Origin of the sequence: Streptantibioticus ferralitis (genome assembly GCF_029223525.1) — a bacterium.
GTDB lineage: Bacteria > Actinomycetota > Actinomycetes > Streptomycetales > Streptomycetaceae > Streptantibioticus_A > Streptantibioticus_A ferralitis.
The window spans coordinates 1-19,583 of sequence record NZ_JARHTQ010000015.1; the positions used below are offsets into that span (position 1 = coordinate 1).

A 19,583-nucleotide genomic window follows, 5' to 3' on the forward strand; every position below is an offset into this window, starting at 1 on the left:
CCCGAGGGCGTCGGGGGGCCCCCCCGCCCGCGCGGGGCCGCGGCCGCCCCCCCCCGCGGGTGGCGGGCGGCGCCCCTCCCCGGTGAGCGCGCTCCCGCGCCGCGCGGGGGGCCGGCGCGCCCCCCCCCCCGGGGGGGGCGGCGGCGCCCCCCCGCGGGGGGGGGGCGGGGGGTAGAACAACGTCTCGGACGTCGAACATGCATACTTTAGCCCCACCGTGTCCCGATTTGTCGACGAGACCGTAACAGGGGTTAAGTGCCCTGCGGCAAGCGGGAATTCGGTGGTCATGAACCACGACACCACCCCCCTCGGCCCCCGCCCCCTCGTCCATCTCGAACGCACCCAGCGCCGCGTGATGACCGCACGCGAACTCCGCGCCCACGGCGTACCCGCGAACGTGCTCGCCGAGCGCTGCCGCCCCGGCGGCCCCTGGCAGCAGGTGCTCCCGCAGGTGTTCCTGCTGCACTCCGGCCCCGCCACCGGCGAGGAGCGGCTGCACGCCGCACTGCTGTACGCCGGCCAGCCGACGCCCGGCCTGGACCGCCGGGCAACGCAGGCCATGGTCACCGGGCTCGCGGCGCTCGCGCTGCACGGCTTCCGTGCCGTCCCCCCACTGTGCGCCCTCGACCAGATCGACGTCCTCATCCCCCGCCAGCGCCGACTGCGCGCGGTCGGCGATCTACGGATCCGCCGCGCCAACTCCCTGCCCCGGCCGGTGTCGATCCTCGGCCTGCCCTGCGCACCGGTGCCCCGGGCGGTCGCCGACGCCGTCGCGGGACTGGGCGACCCGGAGACCGTACGGGCACTGCTCACCGAGTCGGTGCGCGCCAGAGGCTGCGAAGCCGCCTCCGTCGTACGGGAGTTGAACAACGCACGGCTGCTCTGCCGGCCACACGTGGTGCGCGCGGTGGACGCGCTGCTCGCCGAGGGCCGGGCCATCGCGGAGAGCCGGCTCTACAAGATGGTCCGCCAGTACGGTCTGCCGGACCCGCTGTGGAACGTCGACCTACGGCTGCCCGGCGGCCCGCACCTGGGCAGCGTGGACGCCTACTGGCCGGACCACGCCGTCGCCCTTGAGCTGGACGCGCGGGCGCCCCGGCAGGACGACGAGGCGCTGTGGCGGCAGCACGCCCGCGCCCGCGAGCAACTGGAACGGCTGGGCATCGACGTGATCATCACGACCCCGAAGAAGCTGCGCGAGTCACTGGAGCAGCAGGCGGCCGTGGTCAGGACCGCGCTGCTGGGCGCCGACGACCGCAATCCGCACGCCTACGTGGCGGTCCTCCCACGGTGATCACGTCATGCTGTTGGCACGTTACATGCGCGTGGCAGGATGGCGTCAGTCTTACAAGACCGCGCATCGCACCCCATAAGGAGCTCACGTGCCGGGCACCAACCTCACCCGCGACGAGGCGCAGCAGCGCGCGCGCCTGATCGCTGTCGACTCCTACGAGATCGACTTGGACCTCCGCGGGGCACAGGAGGGAGGCACGTTCCGGTCGGAGACCGTCGTGCGCTTCGACTCCGCCGAGGAGGGCGCGGACTCGTTCATCGACCTGATCGCACCGAAGCTGCACCAGGTCGTACTGAACGGTAAGGAGCTGAATCCGGCCGAGGTCTTCCACGACAGCCGAATCGCCCTGCCGTCACTGGCCGCCGGGCGCAACGAACTGAAGGTCGTCGCCGACTGCGCCTACACCAACACCGGTGAGGGCCTGCACCGCTTCGTCGACCCGGTCGACCAGCGGGCCTACCTCTACACCCAGTTCGAGGTGCCGGACGCCCGCCGGGTGTTCGCCAACTTCGAGCAGCCGGACCTGAAGGCGACTTTCGCGTTCTCGGTCACCGCCCCCAAGGGCTGGGAGGTGATCAGCAACGCGCCGGTGAAGGCCACCGCCACCGGGCCGGACAGCGACACCGCCCAGCACGTCTTCGAGCCGACGCCGCGCATCTCCTCGTACATCACCGCGCTGATCGCGGGCCCGTACCACAGCGTGCACAGCAGCTGGGAAGACAAGGGCGGCCTGCGCGAAGCGCGGTCGGTCGAGGGCGGTGGCGGGCGACGGGAGGGCGAGCGGCGCAGCGTGCCGCTGGGCATCTACTGCCGTCCCTCGCTCGCCGAACACCTCGACGCGGACGCGATCTTCGAGGTCACCCGGCAGGGCTTCGACTGGTTCCAGGAGAAGTTCGACTTCCCGTACCCGTTCGCCAAGTACGACCAGCTGTTCGTGCCGGAGTTCAACGCGGGCGCGATGGAGAACGCGGGCGCGGTCACCATTCGCGACCAGTACGTCTTCCGCTCCAAGGTGACGGACGCGGCGTACGAGTCGCGGGCCGAGACGATCCTGCACGAGCTGGCCCACATGTGGTTCGGCGACCTGGTCACCATGGAGTGGTGGAACGACCTGTGGCTGAACGAGTCGTTCGCCACCTACACCTCGATCGCCTGCCAGGCGTACGCGCCGAACAGCCGCTGGCCGCACGCCTGGACGACGTTCGCCAACTCGATGAAGACCTGGGCCTACCGGCAGGACCAGCTGCCGTCCACCCACCCGATCATGGCGGAGATCCGCGACCTGGACGACGTCCTGGTCAACTTCGACGGCATCACCTACGCCAAGGGCGCCAGCGTGCTGAAGCAGCTGGTGGCCTACGTGGGGATGGAGGAGTTCTTCGAGGGCGTACGGGCGTACTTCAAGCGGCACGCCTGGGGCAACACCCGGCTGACCGATCTGCTGGGCGCGCTGGAGGAGACCAGCGGCCGCGATCTGAAGGCCTGGTCGAAGGCGTGGCTGGAGACCGCGGGGATCAACGTGCTGCGCCCGCAGATCGAACTGGACGCGCACGACGTCATCGCCGCCTTCCACATCAAGCAGGAGGCCCCGGCGCTGCCTGCGGGTGCCAAGGGTGAGCCGGTGCTCCGGCCGCACCGGATCGCGATCGGTGTGTACGAGATGCGGGACGGCAAGCTGGAGCGCACCGAGCGGATCGAGCTGGACGTCACCGGTGAGCTGACCGAGGTGCCGCAGATGGTGGGCCGCCACCGCCCGGCGGTCGTCCTGCTCAACGACGACGACCTGTCGTACGCCAAGGTCCGGCTGGACCCGGACTCGCTCGCCGTGGTCACCCGGCACATCGCGGACTTCAGCGAGTCGCTGCCGCGCGCACTGAGCTGGGCCTCGGCGTGGGACATGACCCGCGACGGGGAGCTCGCCACCCGCGACTACCTGGAGCTGGTGCTGCAGGGCGCCGCGAAGGAGTCCGACATCGGCGTGGTGCAGTCGCTGCACCGGCAGGTCAAGCTGGCGCTCGACCTGTACGCGGCCCCCGAGTGGCGGCCGACGGGGCTGGCCCGCTGGACCGAGGCCACCTTGGAGCAGCTGCGGGCGGCCGAGCCGGGCAGCGACCGCCAACTCGCCTGGGCACGGGCGTTCGCGGCCACCGCGCGCACCGACGAGCAGCTGGACCTGCTGGCCGGGCTGCTGGACGGTTCGCAGGTGATCGACGGCCTGGTGGTCGACGACGAGCTGCGCTGGGCGCTGCTTGAGCGGCTGGCGGCGACCGGTCGCGCGGACGAGGCGGCGATCGACGCCGAGCTGGCCCGGGATGCCACGGCGGCGGGCGAGCGGCACGCGGCCACGGCCCGGGCGGCCCGGCCCACGCCGGAGGCGAAGGCCGCCGCGTGGGCGTCGGTCGTGGAGTCGACTGCGTCTGATGCAAAGGCGGGGCTGCCGAACGCCGTCCAGGAGGCCGTGATCGGCGGGTTCGTGCAGACCGACCAGCGGGAGCTGCTGGCGCCGTACACGGAGAAGTACTTCGCGGCGGTCAAGCACGCCTGGGAGACCCGCTCGCACGAGATGGCGCAGCAGATCGTCGTCGGCCTGTACCCGACGCTCCAGGTGTCCCAGGAGACGCTGGACGCCACCGACGCCTGGCTGGCCTCCGCCGAGCCGAACGCCGCGCTGCGGCGGCTGGTCGTCGAGTCGCGCGCGGGCGTCGAGCGGGCGCTGCGGGCGCAGGCGGCGGACCGCGCGGCGGGCGCTGCCGCGCAGGGATAGCCGAAAGGGGTGCGGGGGTCAGCCCCCGCACCCCTTTCCGTCTGCCGAGGGTGCTAGCTCTTGGCCTTCTTGCGGCTCTTGTCCGTGACGATCACCAGGCCCGCGATCACCACGAACAGCAGCACGGGGACACCCACGTAGAGCCCGAGGGTCTGGCCGATGCTCAGGCCGGGACCCGGGTCCTCGCCATCGTCGTGGATGAGCGCGAAGGCAGGGGACGACATCAGCAGCATCAGCGTCGTACCGGCGGCTATCGCACCGGCGCGCAGGGCGTTCTTGTTGACCACGTTCCCAACGTAGCGAAGGTTCCTGAGCGCCGCGCGGCCGGGGTGCCCTAACGGTTCAGCCCGTCCCGTACCTCGTCCACCAGGGCGTACAGCCGCGCCGAGGCCGCCAGCTGGTCCAGGCTGACCGGGCGGCCCGCCGCGTCCGCCATCGGCAGCCGCCAGTTCGGGTACTGGTCGGACGTCCCCGGCAGATTCTGCGGGCGGCGGTCGCCGACCGCGTCCGGAAGCCAGATCCCGACCATCCGGGCTGGCGTGCGCAGCAGGAACCGGTGCACGGCCTTGACCGCGCCCTCCTCGTCCCCGGTCCCCTCCGGCAGCAGCCCGAGCCTGCGCAGCAGGGCCAGCCACTGCGCGATCTCGGCGGCGTCCTCGGCCTGCTCGACGGCGAGTGGCCGGGTCAGCAGGCCGAGCCGGTGGCGCAGGTCGACGTGCTCACCGGTGAGGCGGGCGGCGGTGCTGGGCAGGTCGTGGGTGGTGACGGTGGCCAGACAGGCGGAGCGCCACTGTTCGGGGGGCAGCGGCTGACCGTCGCCCTCGTGGTCGCGTTCGAACCAGAGCACCGAGGTGCCCAGGACCCCGCGTTCGGCGAGCGCCTCCCGTACCCCCGGCTCGACCGTGCCAAGGTCCTCGCCGATCACCACGGTTCCGGCGCGGTGCGCCTCCAGGGCGAGAACGCCGAGCATGGCCTCGGCGTCGTAGCGGACATAGGCGCCCTCCGTCGGCGGGCGGCCCTGAGGCACCCACCACAGCCGGAACAGGCCCATGATGTGGTCGATGCGCAGTCCGCCCGCGCGGCGCAGCACGCCACGCAGCAGATCGCGGTACGGCGCGTATCCGGTGGCGGCCAGTGCGTCCGGGCGCCACGGCGGCAGTGCCCAGTCCTGACCGTACGGATTGAACGCGTCCGGCGGCGCGCCGATCGACATGCCGGGTGCGAGCGCGTCCCGCAGCGCCCAGGCGTCCGCGCCGCAGGGGTGGACGCCGACCGCGAGATCATGGACGATCCCCGGCCGCATCCCGGCGTCGGCGGCGGCGGTCTGCGCCAGCTCCAGCTGACCGTCCGTCAACCACGCCAGCCAGCAGTGGAAATCGACCCGGTCGAGCACCTCGGTGCGGGCTCGCGCGGTCTGCGGTGAGCGCGGATCACGCAGCCCCGCGGGCCAGGAACGCCAGTCGGGGCCGTGGAGTTCGGCGAGCGCGCTCCAGGTGGCGTGATCGTCGAGGGCCTGGCCGCGCTCGGCCAGGAAGTCGCAGTACGCGGCGCGCCTACCGGGGGTGAGCGGCACCGTTCTGACGAGTTCGAGCGCGGCGCTCTTGAGCCGCCACACCGCGTCGCGGTCGATCGGTTCGCGCTCTTCCAGCACGGTTTCGCGGAGTTCGGCGGCGCGGGCGAGCAGTTCGGCGGCCCGCTCCCGCGCGGCCGGTGGCAGGTAGGCGTACTCGGGGACGTCCTCGACCCGCAGATAGACGGGATCCGGAAAGCGGCGCGAGGACGGCCGGTACGGCGAGGGATCCGCGCCGGGGACCGCGGAGTGCAGCGGGTTGACGGTGATGAATCCGGCGCCGAGCGCCCGCCCGGCCCAGGCCGCGAGGTCGGCGAGGTCACCGAGGTCCCCCATGCCCCAGGAACGGTCGGAGAGCAGTGAGTAGAGCTGCACCAGGAACCCGTAGCCACGGGCCTCGGGTCCGGGAATCCGCTCCGGTACGACGATCAGCGGGGCGACGGCGGAACGTCCCTCCGGCACCCGCACCCGCAGTGTGTGGTAGCCGAGCGGCAGCGTGTCCGTCTCGCCGGAGAGCTGCTCCCCCGTCTCCAGCTCCACCGTGTACAGCGTGCCGTCCGGCAGCTCCGGCAGCTCCGGCAGCCGGGAGCGCGGCGCCGAGCCTGCCCGTAGCACCAGGCAGGGCGGCAGCAGGCGGGTGCGCAGCCGCTGCTCATGGGCGGCGAGTGCCTGGTGCACCGCCTGCGGGGTGGCGGCGTCGACGCCGAGCGCGGCTAGTACCGCGACCACCGTCGCCTCGGGAACGCGGAGCACCCGGCCCGGCGCGGGCTCGTAGCTGGTGTCGACGCCACACAGCGCGGCGAGCCGCGCCAGCGGATGACAGTCGGCGTCCCGCGCTTCCCCGTTCGGTCCGCCCATCAGATCTCCATCGACCCCAGGCTCGCGCCGGTGGTCACCGCGGCCACCGGCTCACTGGTCAGCGCGGGCTCGGCGGGCAGCGGCGGCTCGCTGGTCAGCGGCACGTCCTCGGCCATCGCGGGCTCCGAGGTGAGCGGCTGCTCAGGGCAGCCACAGTCGCACTCGGAGAAGGCGGACAGGAGCAGATCGGCGGGAACGGCCACGGAGATCCTCCGGCGGTCGGTAGGGACAGCCGGAAATCCTCCGGCCGTCGGTAGGGGTGGACACGTCAGCCCTACCCACTGCACGCGGTGCCATCCGTCCCGAATTCGACCACTCCCCGCCCGCGCCATGGGGCGGCCGCCTCCACCTGCGCGGCGAGCGCCAGCAGCGGCCCCTCGGCGCCGTGCGCCGCGCCGAGCATCATGCCGATCGGCAGGCCCGACTCCGACCATCCCAGCGGCAGCGAGAGAGCGGGCAGACCGGAGATGTTCCACGGCCCGGTGAACGGCGTGAAGGCGATCTGCGCCGCGAAGTCGGCGGCCGGGTCGGCGTCGTCGCGCAACGCGCCGACCGGCTGCGGTAGTTGGGCCAGCGTCGGAGTGAGTACCGCGTCGTACGTCTCGACGGCGGTCGCGAACTTCCGGCCGATCGACTGCATCGCCATCAGCGCCCGTGCGTAGTCGAGCCCGCTCGCGGCCTGCCCCTGCGCGCGCAGCCAGCGCGTCATGGGCATCAGTTCCGCCTCCCGCTCGGCGGGCACCGGCGGCAGCGCGGCCAGTACGGCCCACACCGGGGTGAAGGCGTCCCGGTCCCCGGGGGCGAGCGGCTGCGGCACGTCCAGCACCTCATGGCCGAGTTCGGCGAGCAGCACGGAGGTCTTCTCGTAAGCATCGAGGATCCGCGGGTCAACGGTCACACCGGGGACGTCCGGCTGCGCCCAGCGGGCGATCCGCAGGCGGCGCGGGGCGCGGTCCAGCGCGTCGCACCAGTCGAGGAACGGGCGCCGCGGCGGCGCGAGGGGAGCCGGGTCACCCGGGATGTGCGCGGACATGACATCGAGCAGCGCGGCGGTGTCCCGTACGGTACGGGCCAGTGGCCCGGCCACCCCGAGCCCGCTGACATCACCGAGCGGCGCCGGGCTGACCCGGCCCCGGCTGGGCTTGAGGCCGACGATGCCGCAGCAGCTCGCCGGGATCCGAATGGAACCGCCGCCGTCCGAGCCCTGCGCGGCGGCGGCGAGCCCCGCGGCGACCGCGGCCGCCGCGCCGCCACTCGATCCGCCCGCGCCCCGGGTGAGGTCGTACGGGGTACGAGCGGGCGGCCCGACCCGGCTCTCGGTGTAGGCGGGCAGCCCGAACTCGGGTGTGTTGGTCTTGCCCAGCAGTACGGTCCCGGCTTCCTGGAGCAGTTCGCCGAGCCGGGTGGACGTGGTCGCCACCTGGTCCGCGAAGACGGCCGAGCCCGCGGTGAACCGCAGCCCGGAAACCGGCGTGAGGTCCTTCACCGGCACCGGCACCCCCAGCAGCGGCGGAAGCTCGCCACCGGCGGCCAACCGCCGCTCGGCGCGCCGGGCGTCGTCGAGCGCCCGCTCCGGAGTGACGGTGAGGTATGCGCCTACGGCGTCGTTCAGCCGGTCGATGCGGGTGAGGTAGTGCTGCGCCAGCTCGACCGGGGAGAGTTCCCCGTCCCGGATGGCCCGGGCCTGCTCCAGCATCGTCAACTCATGCGGTTGCGCCATGGGCTTGACGTTACGCCTCTTACCCGGAGGATTCCGGGGGTTTCGCCCCCGGACCCCGCGGCCATGCGTTTGACGTTACGCGTACCAACCAGATGATCCCGCGGGTTTCACCCCCGAACACCCTGGGTCAGTTCGGGGCATTGCCACCCCGGATCAGGACGAAGGGACGTAACCGACATAATGATCAGGCGCGTTGACAGCCCGCCGAGCCGGTGATGGGCTCGACGCCATCGTGTGAAACCGTCCCCCCTCCCTCACGCGTCCCGCAACGCGCTGCCCTCCTCACCCCCCGCTCTCCGCTTGGAGGAACCGTGCATCCCCGGCGCTTGAAGCCTGCCGTGGCGACGTTCATCGCCGCCGTCATCGGCAGTGTGCTCTCAGGTGCGCCCTGCGCGGTCGCCGCACCGGCGACCGGTCTCACACCGCTGACCACGCCGGACGGCGAAACCGCCACGGGGCAGCCGCCCTCGGTGTGGCCGAAGCCACAGTCGCTGCGCGCACAGGGCCAGTTCGCACCGGTCACCTCCACCGTCGCGCTGGTCGCCGACGCCCATGCCGACGGTTATGCGCTCGACTGCCTGCGGGAGGCCCTGCGCGCGGCGGGTGCGGGTGACATCCGCGACATCGCCCCTGGCGGGCCGCTCCCCGCGCACAGCCTGGTCGTCTACGCCGACGGCCCGGGCGCGGACTCCGCGCTGCGCACCCTCGGCGCGCCCGACCGCGGGGATCTGCCTTCCGGCGGCTACCGGCTCGCCGTCGGCCGAGCCGACGACCGCGACACCGTGGCGCTCTCCGGCGTCGGCCCCGACGGCCTCTTCCACGCCGCGCAGACCCTGCGCCAGCTCACCCGGACCAGCGGTTCGCAACACGGCTTCGCGGGCGTGGTCATCCGCGACTGGCCGTCCACCGCGGTGCGCGGTATCACCGAGGGCTTCTACGGTCAGCCGTGGACGAACGACCAGCGGCTCGCCCAGCTGGACTTCATGGGCCGCACCAAGCAGGACTTCTACCTCTACGCGCCCGGCGACGATCCGTACCGTACGACGCAGTGGCGTGAGCCCTACCCCGCCGCGGCGCGGGACGACTGGCGTGCGCTGGCGGCCCGCGCCCAGCGCAACCATGTCACCCTGGGCTGGGCGATCGCCCCCGGCCAGTCGCTGTGTTTCTCCTCCGATGACGACCTGAAGGCGCTCGCCCGCAAGGTGGACGCGATGTGGGCGCTGGGGGTGCGCGCCTTCCAACTGCAGTTCCAGGACGTGAGTTACACCGAGTGGCACTGCTCGTCGGACGCCGCCGCGTTCGGCAACGGCCCGGGCGCCGCCGCCCGCGCCCAGGCCAAGGTGGCGAACGCACTGGCCCAGCACCTGTCCTCGCGCTACGGCACCGGCGCACCGCCGCTGTCCGTACTGCCCACCGAGTACTACCAGGACGGCTCGACCTCCTACCGCAGCGCACTGGCCAACGCGCTCGCGCCGAGCGTCGAGGTCGCGTGGACCGGTGTCGGAGTGGTGCCCGCGAAGATCACCGGCGGCCAATTCGCCGACGCCCAGGCCGCGTTCCGGCATCCGCTGCTCACCATGGACAACTATCCGGTGAACGACTATGCGCAGGACCGTATCTTCCTCGGTCCCTACGCGGGTCGTGACCCAGCCGTGGCCGCCACCTCGGCGGGGCTGCTCGCCAACGCCATGCAGCAGCCGTCAGCCGGCCGCATCCCGTTGTTCACCGCCGCCGACTACGCCTGGAACCCCAATGGCTACCAGCCCCAGCAGTCCTGGCAGGCGGCCATCGACGAGCTCGCGGGCCAGGACCCGGCCACCCGCGCGGCGTTGAGCGCGCTGGCCGGGAACGACGCGTCGTCCCCACTGGACTCAGGCGGCGAGTCCGCCTATCTGCGGCCGTTGATCGACGCCTTCTGGAAGGCCTACGCGGGTACGGACGACTCCGCGTTGCAGACGGCGGCGAACCGGCTGCGTTCCGCCTTCGACACGATGCACCAGGCCCCGCAGCGGTTGGGCGGCCTCGCCGGAGGCGCCTTCGGCACCGAGGTGCGGCCCTGGCTACAGCAGTTGGGCCGGTACGGCCAGGCGGGCGCGGCCGCCGTCGACATGCTGCTGGCGCAACGGCGTGGTGACGGCGTGCAGGGCTGGCGGCAGCAACTCGTCGTACAGCGCGCGCAGAACGCCATCGCGCAGTCCACCGCCACCGTGGGCAGCGGCGTGCTGGGCCCGTTCCTGACGAAGGCGGTGGACACCGCCAACGCCTGGACGGGGGTGCGTGCCGACCGCCCTCAGGCGGTGACCTCGCTGGGCTCCGCGCGCTCCACCGATCCATCGCTGATGACCGACGGCAGCGACGCGACGTACTGGTGGAGCGACCGCCCGCCGCAGCCGGGCGACACCTTCGGCGTGGACCTCGGCTCGGCCCGCCGGGTGAGCCAGGTGAGGATCTCGATGGGCTCCGGCGACGACTCCCCCGCGGCTGAGGACTACCTGCGGGACGCGGTGCTGGAGTACTCGGCGGACGGCGGGACGTGGCAGTCCGCCGGTTCGTACCAGAACCAGCAGACCATCACGGCCGCGCTGCCGCACGGCGCGACCGCCCGCTATGTGCGGCTGCGGGCCGCATCCGCACAGCCGAACGCGGTGGCGGTGCGCAGCTTCGACGTCACCGCCGTCGGCGCGTTCCAGCCGAAGGTCGACGGACCCGCCGCCACCGACGGAACACCGCCGTCCGCCGTGGCCAGCGGCAATCCGACGGTCCCGTACCAGGCAGCCGGCACCGACGGCGGCGCGCTGACCATGGCCTTCGGATCGGCCCGCGCGCTGGACGGCCTCACCGTGCTGACCGCGCCCGGCAGCGGCGCGCAGGGCACTGTGGAGGCGGAGGTCGACGGTCGCGGCTGGCAGCGCATAGGACAACTCGGCGACGGCTGGACCGAGTTGGCCAGCCACGGGATACGCGCGGACGCGGTACGGATCAGCTGGGCGTCCGGTGCGACGCCGCCCGCCGTCTACGCGATGGTCCCGTGGTTCACCGACGCCCCCGCCGCACGGCTGACCGTCGACCAGCCCACCGCCGACGCGGACATCGGCGGCGGCCAGATCACCGTGGACGCGCAACTGTCCTCGCTGCGCCCGACGGACGTCCACGGCACGGTCGAGGTGAAGGCCTCGAAGGGGGTCAGCGTGCGGGCGCCCGGGCAGGTGGTGCTGCGGCGCGGGGAGTCGCAGACGGTGCCGCTGAGCGTGTCCGTCAACGCGGACGCCAAGGCCGGTCCCTACCAGATCCTGGTGTCGTACACCGCCGACGGCGGCACGGTGACGCAGCCGGTGACCGTGCACGCGTACCCGCGCACCAGCGGCCCTGACCTGGTGCGCGGCGCGCAGGCCAGCTCGTCCGGCGATGAGACGGCGCGGTTCCCGGCGTCGGCGGTGGCCGACGGCCGCCCGGACACCCGCTGGTCCTCCCCGGCGCAGGACGGCCAGTGGGTCCAGGTGGAGCTGTCCCGCCCGGCACGGATCGGTCGTGTCGTCCTGCGCTGGCAGGACGCCTACGCCAGCGCCTACCGGGTACTGGTGTCGTCCGACGGCCGGTCGTGGCGCACGCCGGCGGCGATCACCAACGGCCAGGGCGGCACGGAGACGGTGCGGATGGATGAGGCGGACACCCGCTTCATCCGCATCCAGTGCGACCAGCGGGCGACGCGGTACGGAATCTCGCTGTGGGAGCTGGAGGCGTACGCGGTCGAGGGCGCCCGGTAGCGCTGCCACCTGGGCCATTCGCCGGACGCACCCGGGCGCGTCGGCGATTGGCGCCGCCCGCGGTGTGCACCATCGGACAGCGTGCACCACCACGGCTATCTCTGGGTCGGCGACAAGGCCGTCTTCGATGACGACGGCCTGCGGCGGATGCCGGTGGCGCCGTGGCCGGCGGACGACCCGGAGGAGACGGTACGGCGCCAGGCCGCGTACCGGGCGTGGACGGAGGCATTCATCCGGTCCGAGGTGCCGCCGCTGGAAACGGCGCACTGGCTGATGAAGTCCCCATCCCTGATCCGGGGCACCTGGGACGACCCGGCGGCGGCAGCCGCCTGGCTGGGCGGGGTGCTGCGGGAGCAGGCGCCCCGGTTCGCCTCGGAGCACGACCGGGATCCGGCCCGGCTGGCGCGCCAAGTGGCCCGCGCCGCCGCCGCGTTGGCGTCCGGCGGCGACGTTTCTGTCGGCTGCTATCTGACCACGCCGACGTTCCTGTCGGTGGCGGTTGTGACGTGCTCACCCAACCGCGCCGAGCCGGATCTGCCGTGTCCTATTCCTCATCCGCCGGGTCCTCCACACCCTCCACGAAGTGATCGAACTCCCCCGCCTTGACCCCCAGGACGAAGGCGTCCCACTTGGCGGGCGTGGTCACGGCAACGACGTCCGGCTCCTCGGTCTCACGGATGTAGATCATGCCGTCTTCACCGGTGGTGACCTCTAGTGACACACATCCCCTTCCCCCTACAACTTCCGCGCGACGCCGCCATCGTTCTCGATGCGACCGGGGGCACGCAATGCCGTTCCCGGGAGACGGGTCCAATTTCCTGGTACGCACAACGGGTACGGGCGCATACCCGTACCGTGCGCGCGAAGGTGCACCTCGGCGGGGTTCACCGCACGCACGACAAAACCCCAGACCGCGCTCGGCTGCGGTCTGGGGCCCGTGGCCTTCCGGACACACGAAGGCCCGGATATCAGGCAGAGATGCCGTCGATCCGGGCCATGGCGTCGTCCGCGCCGTATGGCTGCAGATATGGCAGCCAGCGCGGGTCCCTATGGCCCGTGCCGATGATCCGCCAGGCCAGGCCGGACGGCGGCGCCGGTTGGTGGCGAAGCCGCCAACCGAGTTCGGCGACATGGCGGTCGGCCTTGACGTGGTTGCAGCGGCGGCAGGCCGCGACCACGTTGTCCCAGGAGTGCTGACCACCGCGGCTGCGCGGAATGACGTGGTCGACGCTGGTTGCGGCGCATCCGCAATAGGCGCATTTGCCGCCGTCCCGCGCGAAGAGCGCCCGACGGGTGAGAGGAACCGGCCCCCGAAAGGGGACGCGCACGAACTTGGTGAGTTTGACGACGCTGGGCGCCGGAAGGACGCGGGTCGCGCTGTGCATCAGGGCGCCGGACTCCTCGAGGCATACGGCCTTGTTGTTGAGTACGAGGATGAGCGCGCGGCGGAGCGGTACGACGCCGAGCGGCTCGTACGACGCGTTGAGGACAAGGACATGCGGCACGGATGCCTCCCTTATACGCCGGCGGCGCGTGGCTCGCGCCGGGACGATCTCTCCCAGTGTCGCCGCAAGCCTGGTCATGGCGCCACCATGACCGGGTAACGACCTCAGGGTGTTTTCCCGCACACTTCCTTACATCCGAGCATTACGGACAGCGCGCCAAGCGACCAGCGCTGATCAGGCACGATCAACGCGGCAGGATGACAGCATTCCCCCGTTAGGGTGGTTGTCCGGTCCACCTCAGCGTGGCGGACCGGCCCGCCTCCCGCAGTCGGGTGTGTCCCATACGGAAGGTGTCTGCTGTGCTCCGCCCCTGGTCCGTGATCGCGGCTGCCGACTCGACTCCCGGCACCGCAAGCTTCGACCATGCCCAGAAGTCGGCCACCAACGCCGCGACCTGGGTGGAGAACAACTGGGCAAGCTGGCTCACCACCGGACTGCAGATCGTGCTCATCGTGGTCATCGCGATGGTGCTGCGCGCCGCGGTCCGCCGCATGATCACCCAGCTGATAGCCCGGATGAACAAGCACACCGAGCACCGCCAGATCGGCGCGCTGGGCGGGCTGCTGGTCAACACCGAGCGCCGGCGGCAGCGCAGCGAGGCGATCGGCTCGGTGCTGCGCAGCGTCGCCTCGTTCCTGATCATGGGTACCGCGGCGCTGATGGTGCTCTCCCTGATGAAGATCGACCTCGCGCCGGTGCTGGCCAGCGTCAGTGTCGCGGGGGTGGCGGTCGGCTTCGGCGCGCGCAACCTGGTCACCGACTTCCTCTCCGGCGTGTTCATGATCCTGGAGGACCAGTACGGCGTCGGCGACGTGATCGACGCGGGCGTCGCCCAGGGCACGGTGATCGAGGTCGGCCTGCGGGTGACGAAGCTGCGCGGGGACAACGGTGAGATCTGGTACGTGCGCAACGGCGAGGTCAAGCGGATCGGCAACCTCAGCCAGGGCTGGGCGACGGCCGTGGTGGACGTCCAGGTCGGCTACCGCGAGAACCTGGACCGGGCACGTGAGGTGATCGCCCGGGCCGCGGAGGAGATGAGCAGGGAAGCGCCGTGGGACGAGACGCTCTGGGAGCCGGTGGAGGTGCTCGGCCTTGAGTCGGTCTCCGCGGACTCGGTGGTGATCCAGACCCAGGCGAAGACCATGCCGGGGAAGGCCACCACCGTCGCGCGCGAGTTGCGCTGGCGCATCAAGAAGGCGTTCGACGAGGCGGGCATCGTGATCATCGGCGGCGCGCCGATCGCCCTCACCGAGGAGGCGGCCACCGACCCGGCCGCCGCGGTCTCCGCCCCCTCGGCGCTGTCCAACCCGAACTCACCGCAGTCGACGGCCAGCGCACCGCTGCCACAGGAGCCGTCGGCGGGGACGCATCTGGAGAAGTGACCCAGGTCTTCCTTTGTGGCGCCCGGCGCGATGCCGGGCGCCACATGTCTTTCCGTAACGCTTCGGGTTGCCCGGTGCGCACCTCTTGACGGGGCAATCGGCGGGGCTTAACTTTCCAGTCACCGATAGGAAAGTTTCCTAATAGTGCGTCCACCTCAACCCGCAGTGGCCGTACCGTTGCGTTCGCCTACGATCACCAAGGACCCGCGAGGGAGGGGATCAGGACCGTGGCCGGGACTCCGGGAACACCGCGCGTGCTGCGCGCCATGAACGACCGGGCAGCGCTCGATCTGCTGCTGGAGCACGGCCCCCTCTCCCGCACCCGGATCGGCGAGCTCACCGGCCTGTCCAAGCCCACCGCCTCCCAGCTGCTCGCCCGGCTGGAGGCGGCGGGCCTGGTCGTCGCCACCGGCACGACCGCCGGCCGGCCCGGCCCGAGCGCCCAGCTCTACCGGGTGAACCCGGACGCCGGATACGTGGCCGCGCTCGACGTCACCCCGGACCGCATCCTCGCGGCCGTCGCCGACATCGGCGGTGAGCTGCGCGGGCAGCACACCATCGTGACCAAGGGGCGACGCGCCTCCAGGACCGTCAGCCAGGTCACCGAGGCGGTCGACGCGGCGGCCAGGGCGGCCGGCACCGTCCGGTCACGGCTCAACCGCGTGGTCATCGGCATCCCCGGTGCGTTCGACCCGGTCTCCGGCAAGCTGCGGTACGCGGGTCATGTGCCCGGGTGGCACTCCCCCACCCTGCTCGACGAACTGCGCGAGGCGCTCGGCGTGCCGCTCGCGGTGGAGAACGACGTCAACCTCGCCGCAGTGGCCGAGCAGCGGATCGGCGCCGCGGTCGGCTGCGAGGACTTCGTGCTGTTCTGGGCGGAGGAGGGGATCGGCGCGGCCATCGTGCTCGGCGGTCGGCTGCACCGCGGCGCCACCGGCGGCGCGGGCGAGGTTGGCTACATGCCGCTGCCCGGGGCGCCCGTACTGCACAACGTCAGCCGCGCCAACACCGGCGGCTTCCAGGAGCTGGCGGGCGGTGAGGCCGTCGTCAAGCTGGCCCGCCTCAACGGCCTCAAGGCCCGCACCCCGCAGGAGGCGGTCGCCAGAGCGGTCGCGGAGGTCGCCGACAACCCGGAGAACCAGGACGCGCTGGCGGTACTGGACGAGTTGGCGGTGCGCTTCGCCACCGGTCTCGCCTCGATCGTCGCCGTGCTCGACCCGCAGCTCGTCGTGCTCTCCGGCGGTGTGGCGACCGCGGGCGGCGAGGTACTGCGCTCCCGTATCGAGGACCAGCTCCGCCAACTGGCCATCCCACAGCCCCGGTTGCTGCTCTCCACACTGGAGGGCAATCCGGTGCTGGTGGGCGCGGTGTCGCGGGCGCTTTCCGCGGCCCGCGACGAGGTTTTCGACACCACGACCGGCTGACCGTTCTTCCGGGGCAAGCCCCCAGCCCCGGCATCTGCGGCGAGGCCCAAAAAGCGTCTCCCCCTACCCCCTTAGCCTCCGTCTGCCTCCCTGGAGGGCGATATGTCCAGACTTACCAGGCTATGCTCCTTCGTCGCGGCCGCCGCCTCGATATCGCTGCTGGCCGGTGCCTGCACCGGCCAGAGCGGTGGGCAGGCCGATGACGACCCCACCAAGGACGTCACCGTCAACTTCTGGCACGCATGGAGCCAGCCGAACGAGCTGAAGGCGATCAACAGCGATATCGCCGCCTTCGAGAAGGTCCACCCCAACATCCATGTGCATGTAGTGCCCAACGTCAACGACGACAAGATCAATCAGGCGCTGCGCACCGGCGGTTCGGACTCCCCCGACGTCGTCTCGTCGTTCACCACCGACAACGTGGGCAAGTTCTGCTCTTCCGGAGCGCTGGCCGATCTCGGTCCGCTCCTGAAGAAGTCCGGTATCGATCCGGCGAAGACCTTTCCCAAGCCGATGCTGGACTACACCGCGTACCAGGGCACCCGGTGCACCCTGCCGCTCCTCGGCGACGCGTACGGGCTGTACTACAACAAGGACGCCTTCAAGGCGGCCGGGATCTCCGCACCGCCCAGGACGATGTCGGAATTCAAGGCCGACGCCGTCAAGTTGACCAGGTCGCAGGGTGATTCGTACGCGCAGCTCGGCTTCATGCCGGACTTCCACGGATACGAGTCCACGCCCGCCCACTACGTCGCCCAGTGGAGCCCGACGTACTTCGACGCACAGGGCAGGTCGCAGACGGCGAAGGACCCCGCGTTCACGAAGATGTTCGCCTTCCAGAAGGATCTGGTGAACTCGCTGGGCGGCTTCACGAAGTTGGAGAAGTACCGCAACACCTTCGGTGATGAGTTCGGCGCCAAGAACCCGTTCCACACCGGCCAGGTCGCGATGGCCACAGACGGCGAATGGCGGCTCGGCATGGCCAGGGACGCCGGGGTGAAGTTCCCGATCGGCGTGGCGCCGATGCCCGTGCCGGACGACCAGGCGAACACCTACGGAAAGGGCTACATCACCGGAACCATCGTCGGCGTCGCCGCGCACAGCGCCAAGCAGAACGCGGCCTGGGAACTGGTGAAGTTCCTGACCACCGACACCAACGCGGTGGTCGACTTCTCGAACGCCATCCACAACGTGCCGTCCACCCTGGACGCGCTCAAGTCACCGAAACTGGTGAGCGACCCGAACTTCAAGACGTTCCTGGACATCGCGCAGAACCCGAACAGCAACACCACCCCGGCCAGCCCCAACGGCGGCCAGTACCAGGTCACGCTGCAGGACTTCGCGTACTCCTACGAGGCGGGGAAGGCCACCGATCTACCGACCGGTCTACGAGGTGTCGACCAGCAGGTGGACCGCGACATCGCCCAGACGAAGTAGGAACGGGCGGACAGCCCATGACCCCCCTGACGCTACGGGCCAAGCGCCGCCGGTCGGCGCTTGTGACCCTCGGTTTCCTCGCCCCGTGGATCATCGGTTTCAGCGTGTTCTTCGCGTATCCGCTGATCTCCACCGTCTACTTCTCGTTCATGCACTACGACGGATTCCGGCCGCCGACCTGGAACGGCACCAGGAACTGGAGTTACGTCTTCACCCAGTACCCGTTCTTCTGGCCGGCGTTGCGCAACACGATGTGGCTGGTCCTGGTGATGGTCACCACCCGCGTGGTCTTCGGACTGGGCATCGGGCTGCTCATCACCAAGATCAAAACCGGTACCGGGCTGTTCCGCACCGCGTTCTACCTGCCGTACCTCGCCCCGCCGGTCGCCGCGACCATGGCCTTCGCCTTCCTGCTCAACCCGGGCACCGGTCCGGTCAACCATCTGCTGGGTGACATCGGTCTGCCGCAGCCCGGCTGGTTCAACGACCCGTCCTGGTCGAAGCCGGCGCTCACGCTCCTCGCGCTGTGGGGCATCGGCGACCTGATGGTCATCTTCATGGCCGCGCTGCTCGATGTGCCCAAGGAGCAGTACGAGGCCGCCGAGTTGGACGGCGCGGGTCCCTGGCAGCGGTTCCGCTTCGTGACCCTGCCGAACATCTCGCCGATCGTGATGTTCGCGGTGGTCACCGGTGTCATCCAGACGATGCAGTACTACACACAGCCCATCGTCGCCGGAAAGGTCGCCAGCGGCATCATCGGCAACGCCGGGCAGCAGTTCGAGCCCGGCTACCCCGAGAAATCGACGTTGACGCTGCCGCAACTCGTCTACAACCTCGGCTTCCAGCGCTTCGACACCGGCTCCGCCTGTGTTATCGCGCTCATTCTGTTCGCGCTCGCCATGGCTTTCACCGCTTTGCTGATGCGCCGCCGTGGCGGCCTGATCCAGGCGGGAGACTGACCCGCGATGACCGATGTCCTCACCCCGCCCGCGACGGTTTCCCCGTCCCTTTCCGATCCGGCACGAGCAGTGCGCCGCAAGGCGGTTCTGCGGTGGATCGCGGTACATGCCCTCGGTGTCGCGGCGGCACTTTTCTTCGTGCTGCCGTTCGTCTTCGTTCTGTTCACGTCGCTGATGAGCGACAACCAGGCGCTGACCAGGGCGCTGTGGCCGCACCCGTTCGTGTGGCACAACTACGTCACCGTGTTCCGCACCCCGGGATTCCTGACCTGGTGGAAGAACAGCCTGATCTACGCGGGCGCGGGTACCGCCCTCACGGTGGTTTCCAGCATTCCGGTGGCGTACGCGCTCGCCAAGTTCCGCTTCCGCGGCCGGAACCTGTCGCTGATGATGGTGGTCGCGACGATGATGCTGCCACCGCAGGTCATCGTGGTGCCGATGTACCTGTTCTGGGCCAATCAACTGCACCTGACCGGCACACTGTGGCCGCTGATCATCCCGATGGCGTTCGGCGACGCGTTCACCATCTTCCTGCTGCGGCAGTTCCTGGTCACCATTCCCAACGAGTACGTGGACGCCGCACGCGTCGACGGCTGCGGCGAGTTGCGCACCCTGCTGCGGGTCGTGCTGCCCATGGCGAAACCGGCCGTTGCCGCGGTCGCCCTGTTCCAGTTCTTCTACTGCTGGAACGACTACTTCGGCCCGCAGATCTACGCCAGCGAGAATCCGGCCGCCTGGACGCTCAGTTATGGATTGGAGTCCTTCAAAGGCGCTCACCAGACCAGTTGGAACCTCACCATGGCGGCCACGATGCTCGTCATGGCTCCGGTGATCATCGTCTTCTTCTTCGCGCAGAAGGCGTTCGTCGAAGGCGTCACGCTGACAGGAGTGAAGGGCTGACCACGA

Annotated in this window: 15 protein-coding genes; 9 read left to right on the forward strand and 6 right to left on the reverse strand. The window is 70.9% G+C overall.

The window, feature by feature from the left end:
- Positions 1-286 precede the first annotated feature (286 nt).
- On the forward strand, positions 287-1,294 hold the full coding sequence (locus P2L57_RS22055; protein ID WP_275817194.1) for a hypothetical protein: 1,008 nt from the start codon (positions 287-289) through the stop codon (positions 1,292-1,294).
- 88 nt (positions 1,295-1,382) lie between these two features.
- Positions 1,383-4,058: an aminopeptidase N gene (pepN, locus tag P2L57_RS22060; protein ID WP_275817197.1), complete on the forward strand. Its 2,676-nt coding sequence runs from the start codon at positions 1,383-1,385 to the stop codon at positions 4,056-4,058.
- A 53-nt stretch (positions 4,059-4,111) separates the two neighbouring features.
- Here the strand turns inward: pepN and P2L57_RS22065 are convergent, their stop codons facing one another.
- From P2L57_RS22065 to P2L57_RS22080, 4 genes are all read right to left on the reverse strand, one after another.
- On the reverse strand, positions 4,112-4,345 hold the full coding sequence (locus P2L57_RS22065; RefSeq protein WP_275817199.1) for a hypothetical protein: 234 nt from the start codon (positions 4,343-4,345) through the stop codon (positions 4,112-4,114).
- 47 nt (positions 4,346-4,392) lie between these two features.
- The gene (malQ, locus tag P2L57_RS22070; RefSeq protein WP_275817201.1) at positions 4,393-6,486 is read right to left on the reverse strand and encodes a 4-alpha-glucanotransferase; all 2,094 of its coding nucleotides are present in this window, start codon (positions 6,484-6,486) and stop codon (positions 4,393-4,395) included.
- On the reverse strand, positions 6,486-6,689 hold the full coding sequence (locus P2L57_RS22075) for a hypothetical protein (RefSeq protein WP_372515852.1): 204 nt from the start codon (positions 6,687-6,689) through the stop codon (positions 6,486-6,488). The genes malQ and P2L57_RS22075 overlap by 1 nt, the downstream gene beginning before the upstream one ends.
- Positions 6,690-6,760: 71 nt before the next feature.
- Positions 6,761-8,206 (reverse strand): amidase, encoded by a 1,446-nt coding sequence (locus tag P2L57_RS22080; protein WP_275817203.1) that lies wholly within the window; start codon positions 8,204-8,206, stop codon positions 6,761-6,763.
- A gap of 326 nt (positions 8,207-8,532) precedes the next feature.
- Between P2L57_RS22080 and P2L57_RS22085 the strand changes: the two genes are divergently transcribed.
- Both P2L57_RS22085 and P2L57_RS22090 read left to right on the forward strand, forming a co-directional pair.
- Positions 8,533-11,970 carry a beta-N-acetylglucosaminidase domain-containing protein gene (locus P2L57_RS22085; RefSeq protein ID WP_275817205.1) on the forward strand — a complete coding sequence of 1,146 codons (3,438 nt, stop codon included), beginning with the start codon at positions 8,533-8,535 and terminating at the stop codon, positions 11,968-11,970.
- 81 nt (positions 11,971-12,051) lie between these two features.
- A complete protein-coding gene (locus P2L57_RS22090) occupies positions 12,052-12,576 on the forward strand; it encodes a hypothetical protein (RefSeq protein ID WP_275817207.1) in 525 nt (174 codons plus the stop codon).
- On the opposite strand, the gene P2L57_RS22095 is transcribed toward P2L57_RS22090, so the two are convergent.
- Both P2L57_RS22095 and P2L57_RS22100 read right to left on the reverse strand, forming a co-directional pair.
- The gene (locus tag P2L57_RS22095) at positions 12,515-12,691 is read right to left on the reverse strand and encodes a DUF397 domain-containing protein (protein ID WP_275817209.1); all 177 of its coding nucleotides are present in this window, start codon (positions 12,689-12,691) and stop codon (positions 12,515-12,517) included. The two genes, P2L57_RS22090 and P2L57_RS22095, sit on opposite strands and share 62 nt — an antisense overlap.
- Positions 12,692-12,938: 247 nt before the next feature.
- Positions 12,939-13,475 carry an HNH endonuclease gene (locus P2L57_RS22100; RefSeq protein WP_255931552.1) on the reverse strand — a complete coding sequence of 179 codons (537 nt, stop codon included), beginning with the start codon at positions 13,473-13,475 and terminating at the stop codon, positions 12,939-12,941.
- Positions 13,476-13,774: 299 nt separating this feature from the next.
- On the opposite strand from P2L57_RS22100, the gene P2L57_RS22105 reads away from it, so the two are divergent.
- From P2L57_RS22105 to P2L57_RS22125, 5 genes are all read left to right on the forward strand, one after another.
- Entirely contained in the window at positions 13,775-14,857 is a 1,083-nt protein-coding gene (locus tag P2L57_RS22105; protein ID WP_372515865.1) for a mechanosensitive ion channel family protein, read from the forward strand.
- Positions 14,858-15,123: 266 nt separating this feature from the next.
- A complete protein-coding gene (locus tag P2L57_RS22110; RefSeq protein ID WP_275817213.1) occupies positions 15,124-16,281 on the forward strand; it encodes an ROK family transcriptional regulator in 1,158 nt (385 codons plus the stop codon).
- Positions 16,282-16,383: 102 nt separating this feature from the next.
- Complete coding sequence (locus tag P2L57_RS22115) at positions 16,384-17,718, forward strand: ABC transporter substrate-binding protein (protein WP_275817215.1); 1,335 nt, start codon at positions 16,384-16,386, stop codon at positions 17,716-17,718.
- Positions 17,719-17,735: 17 nt separating this feature from the next.
- A complete protein-coding gene (locus P2L57_RS22120) occupies positions 17,736-18,677 on the forward strand; it encodes a carbohydrate ABC transporter permease (protein WP_275817217.1) in 942 nt (313 codons plus the stop codon).
- Positions 18,678-18,683: 6 nt separating this feature from the next.
- Positions 18,684-19,577, forward strand: coding sequence for a carbohydrate ABC transporter permease (locus tag P2L57_RS22125; protein WP_275817219.1), 894 nt, complete (start codon positions 18,684-18,686; stop codon positions 19,575-19,577).
- The last annotated feature ends 6 nt before the right edge of the window (positions 19,578-19,583 follow it).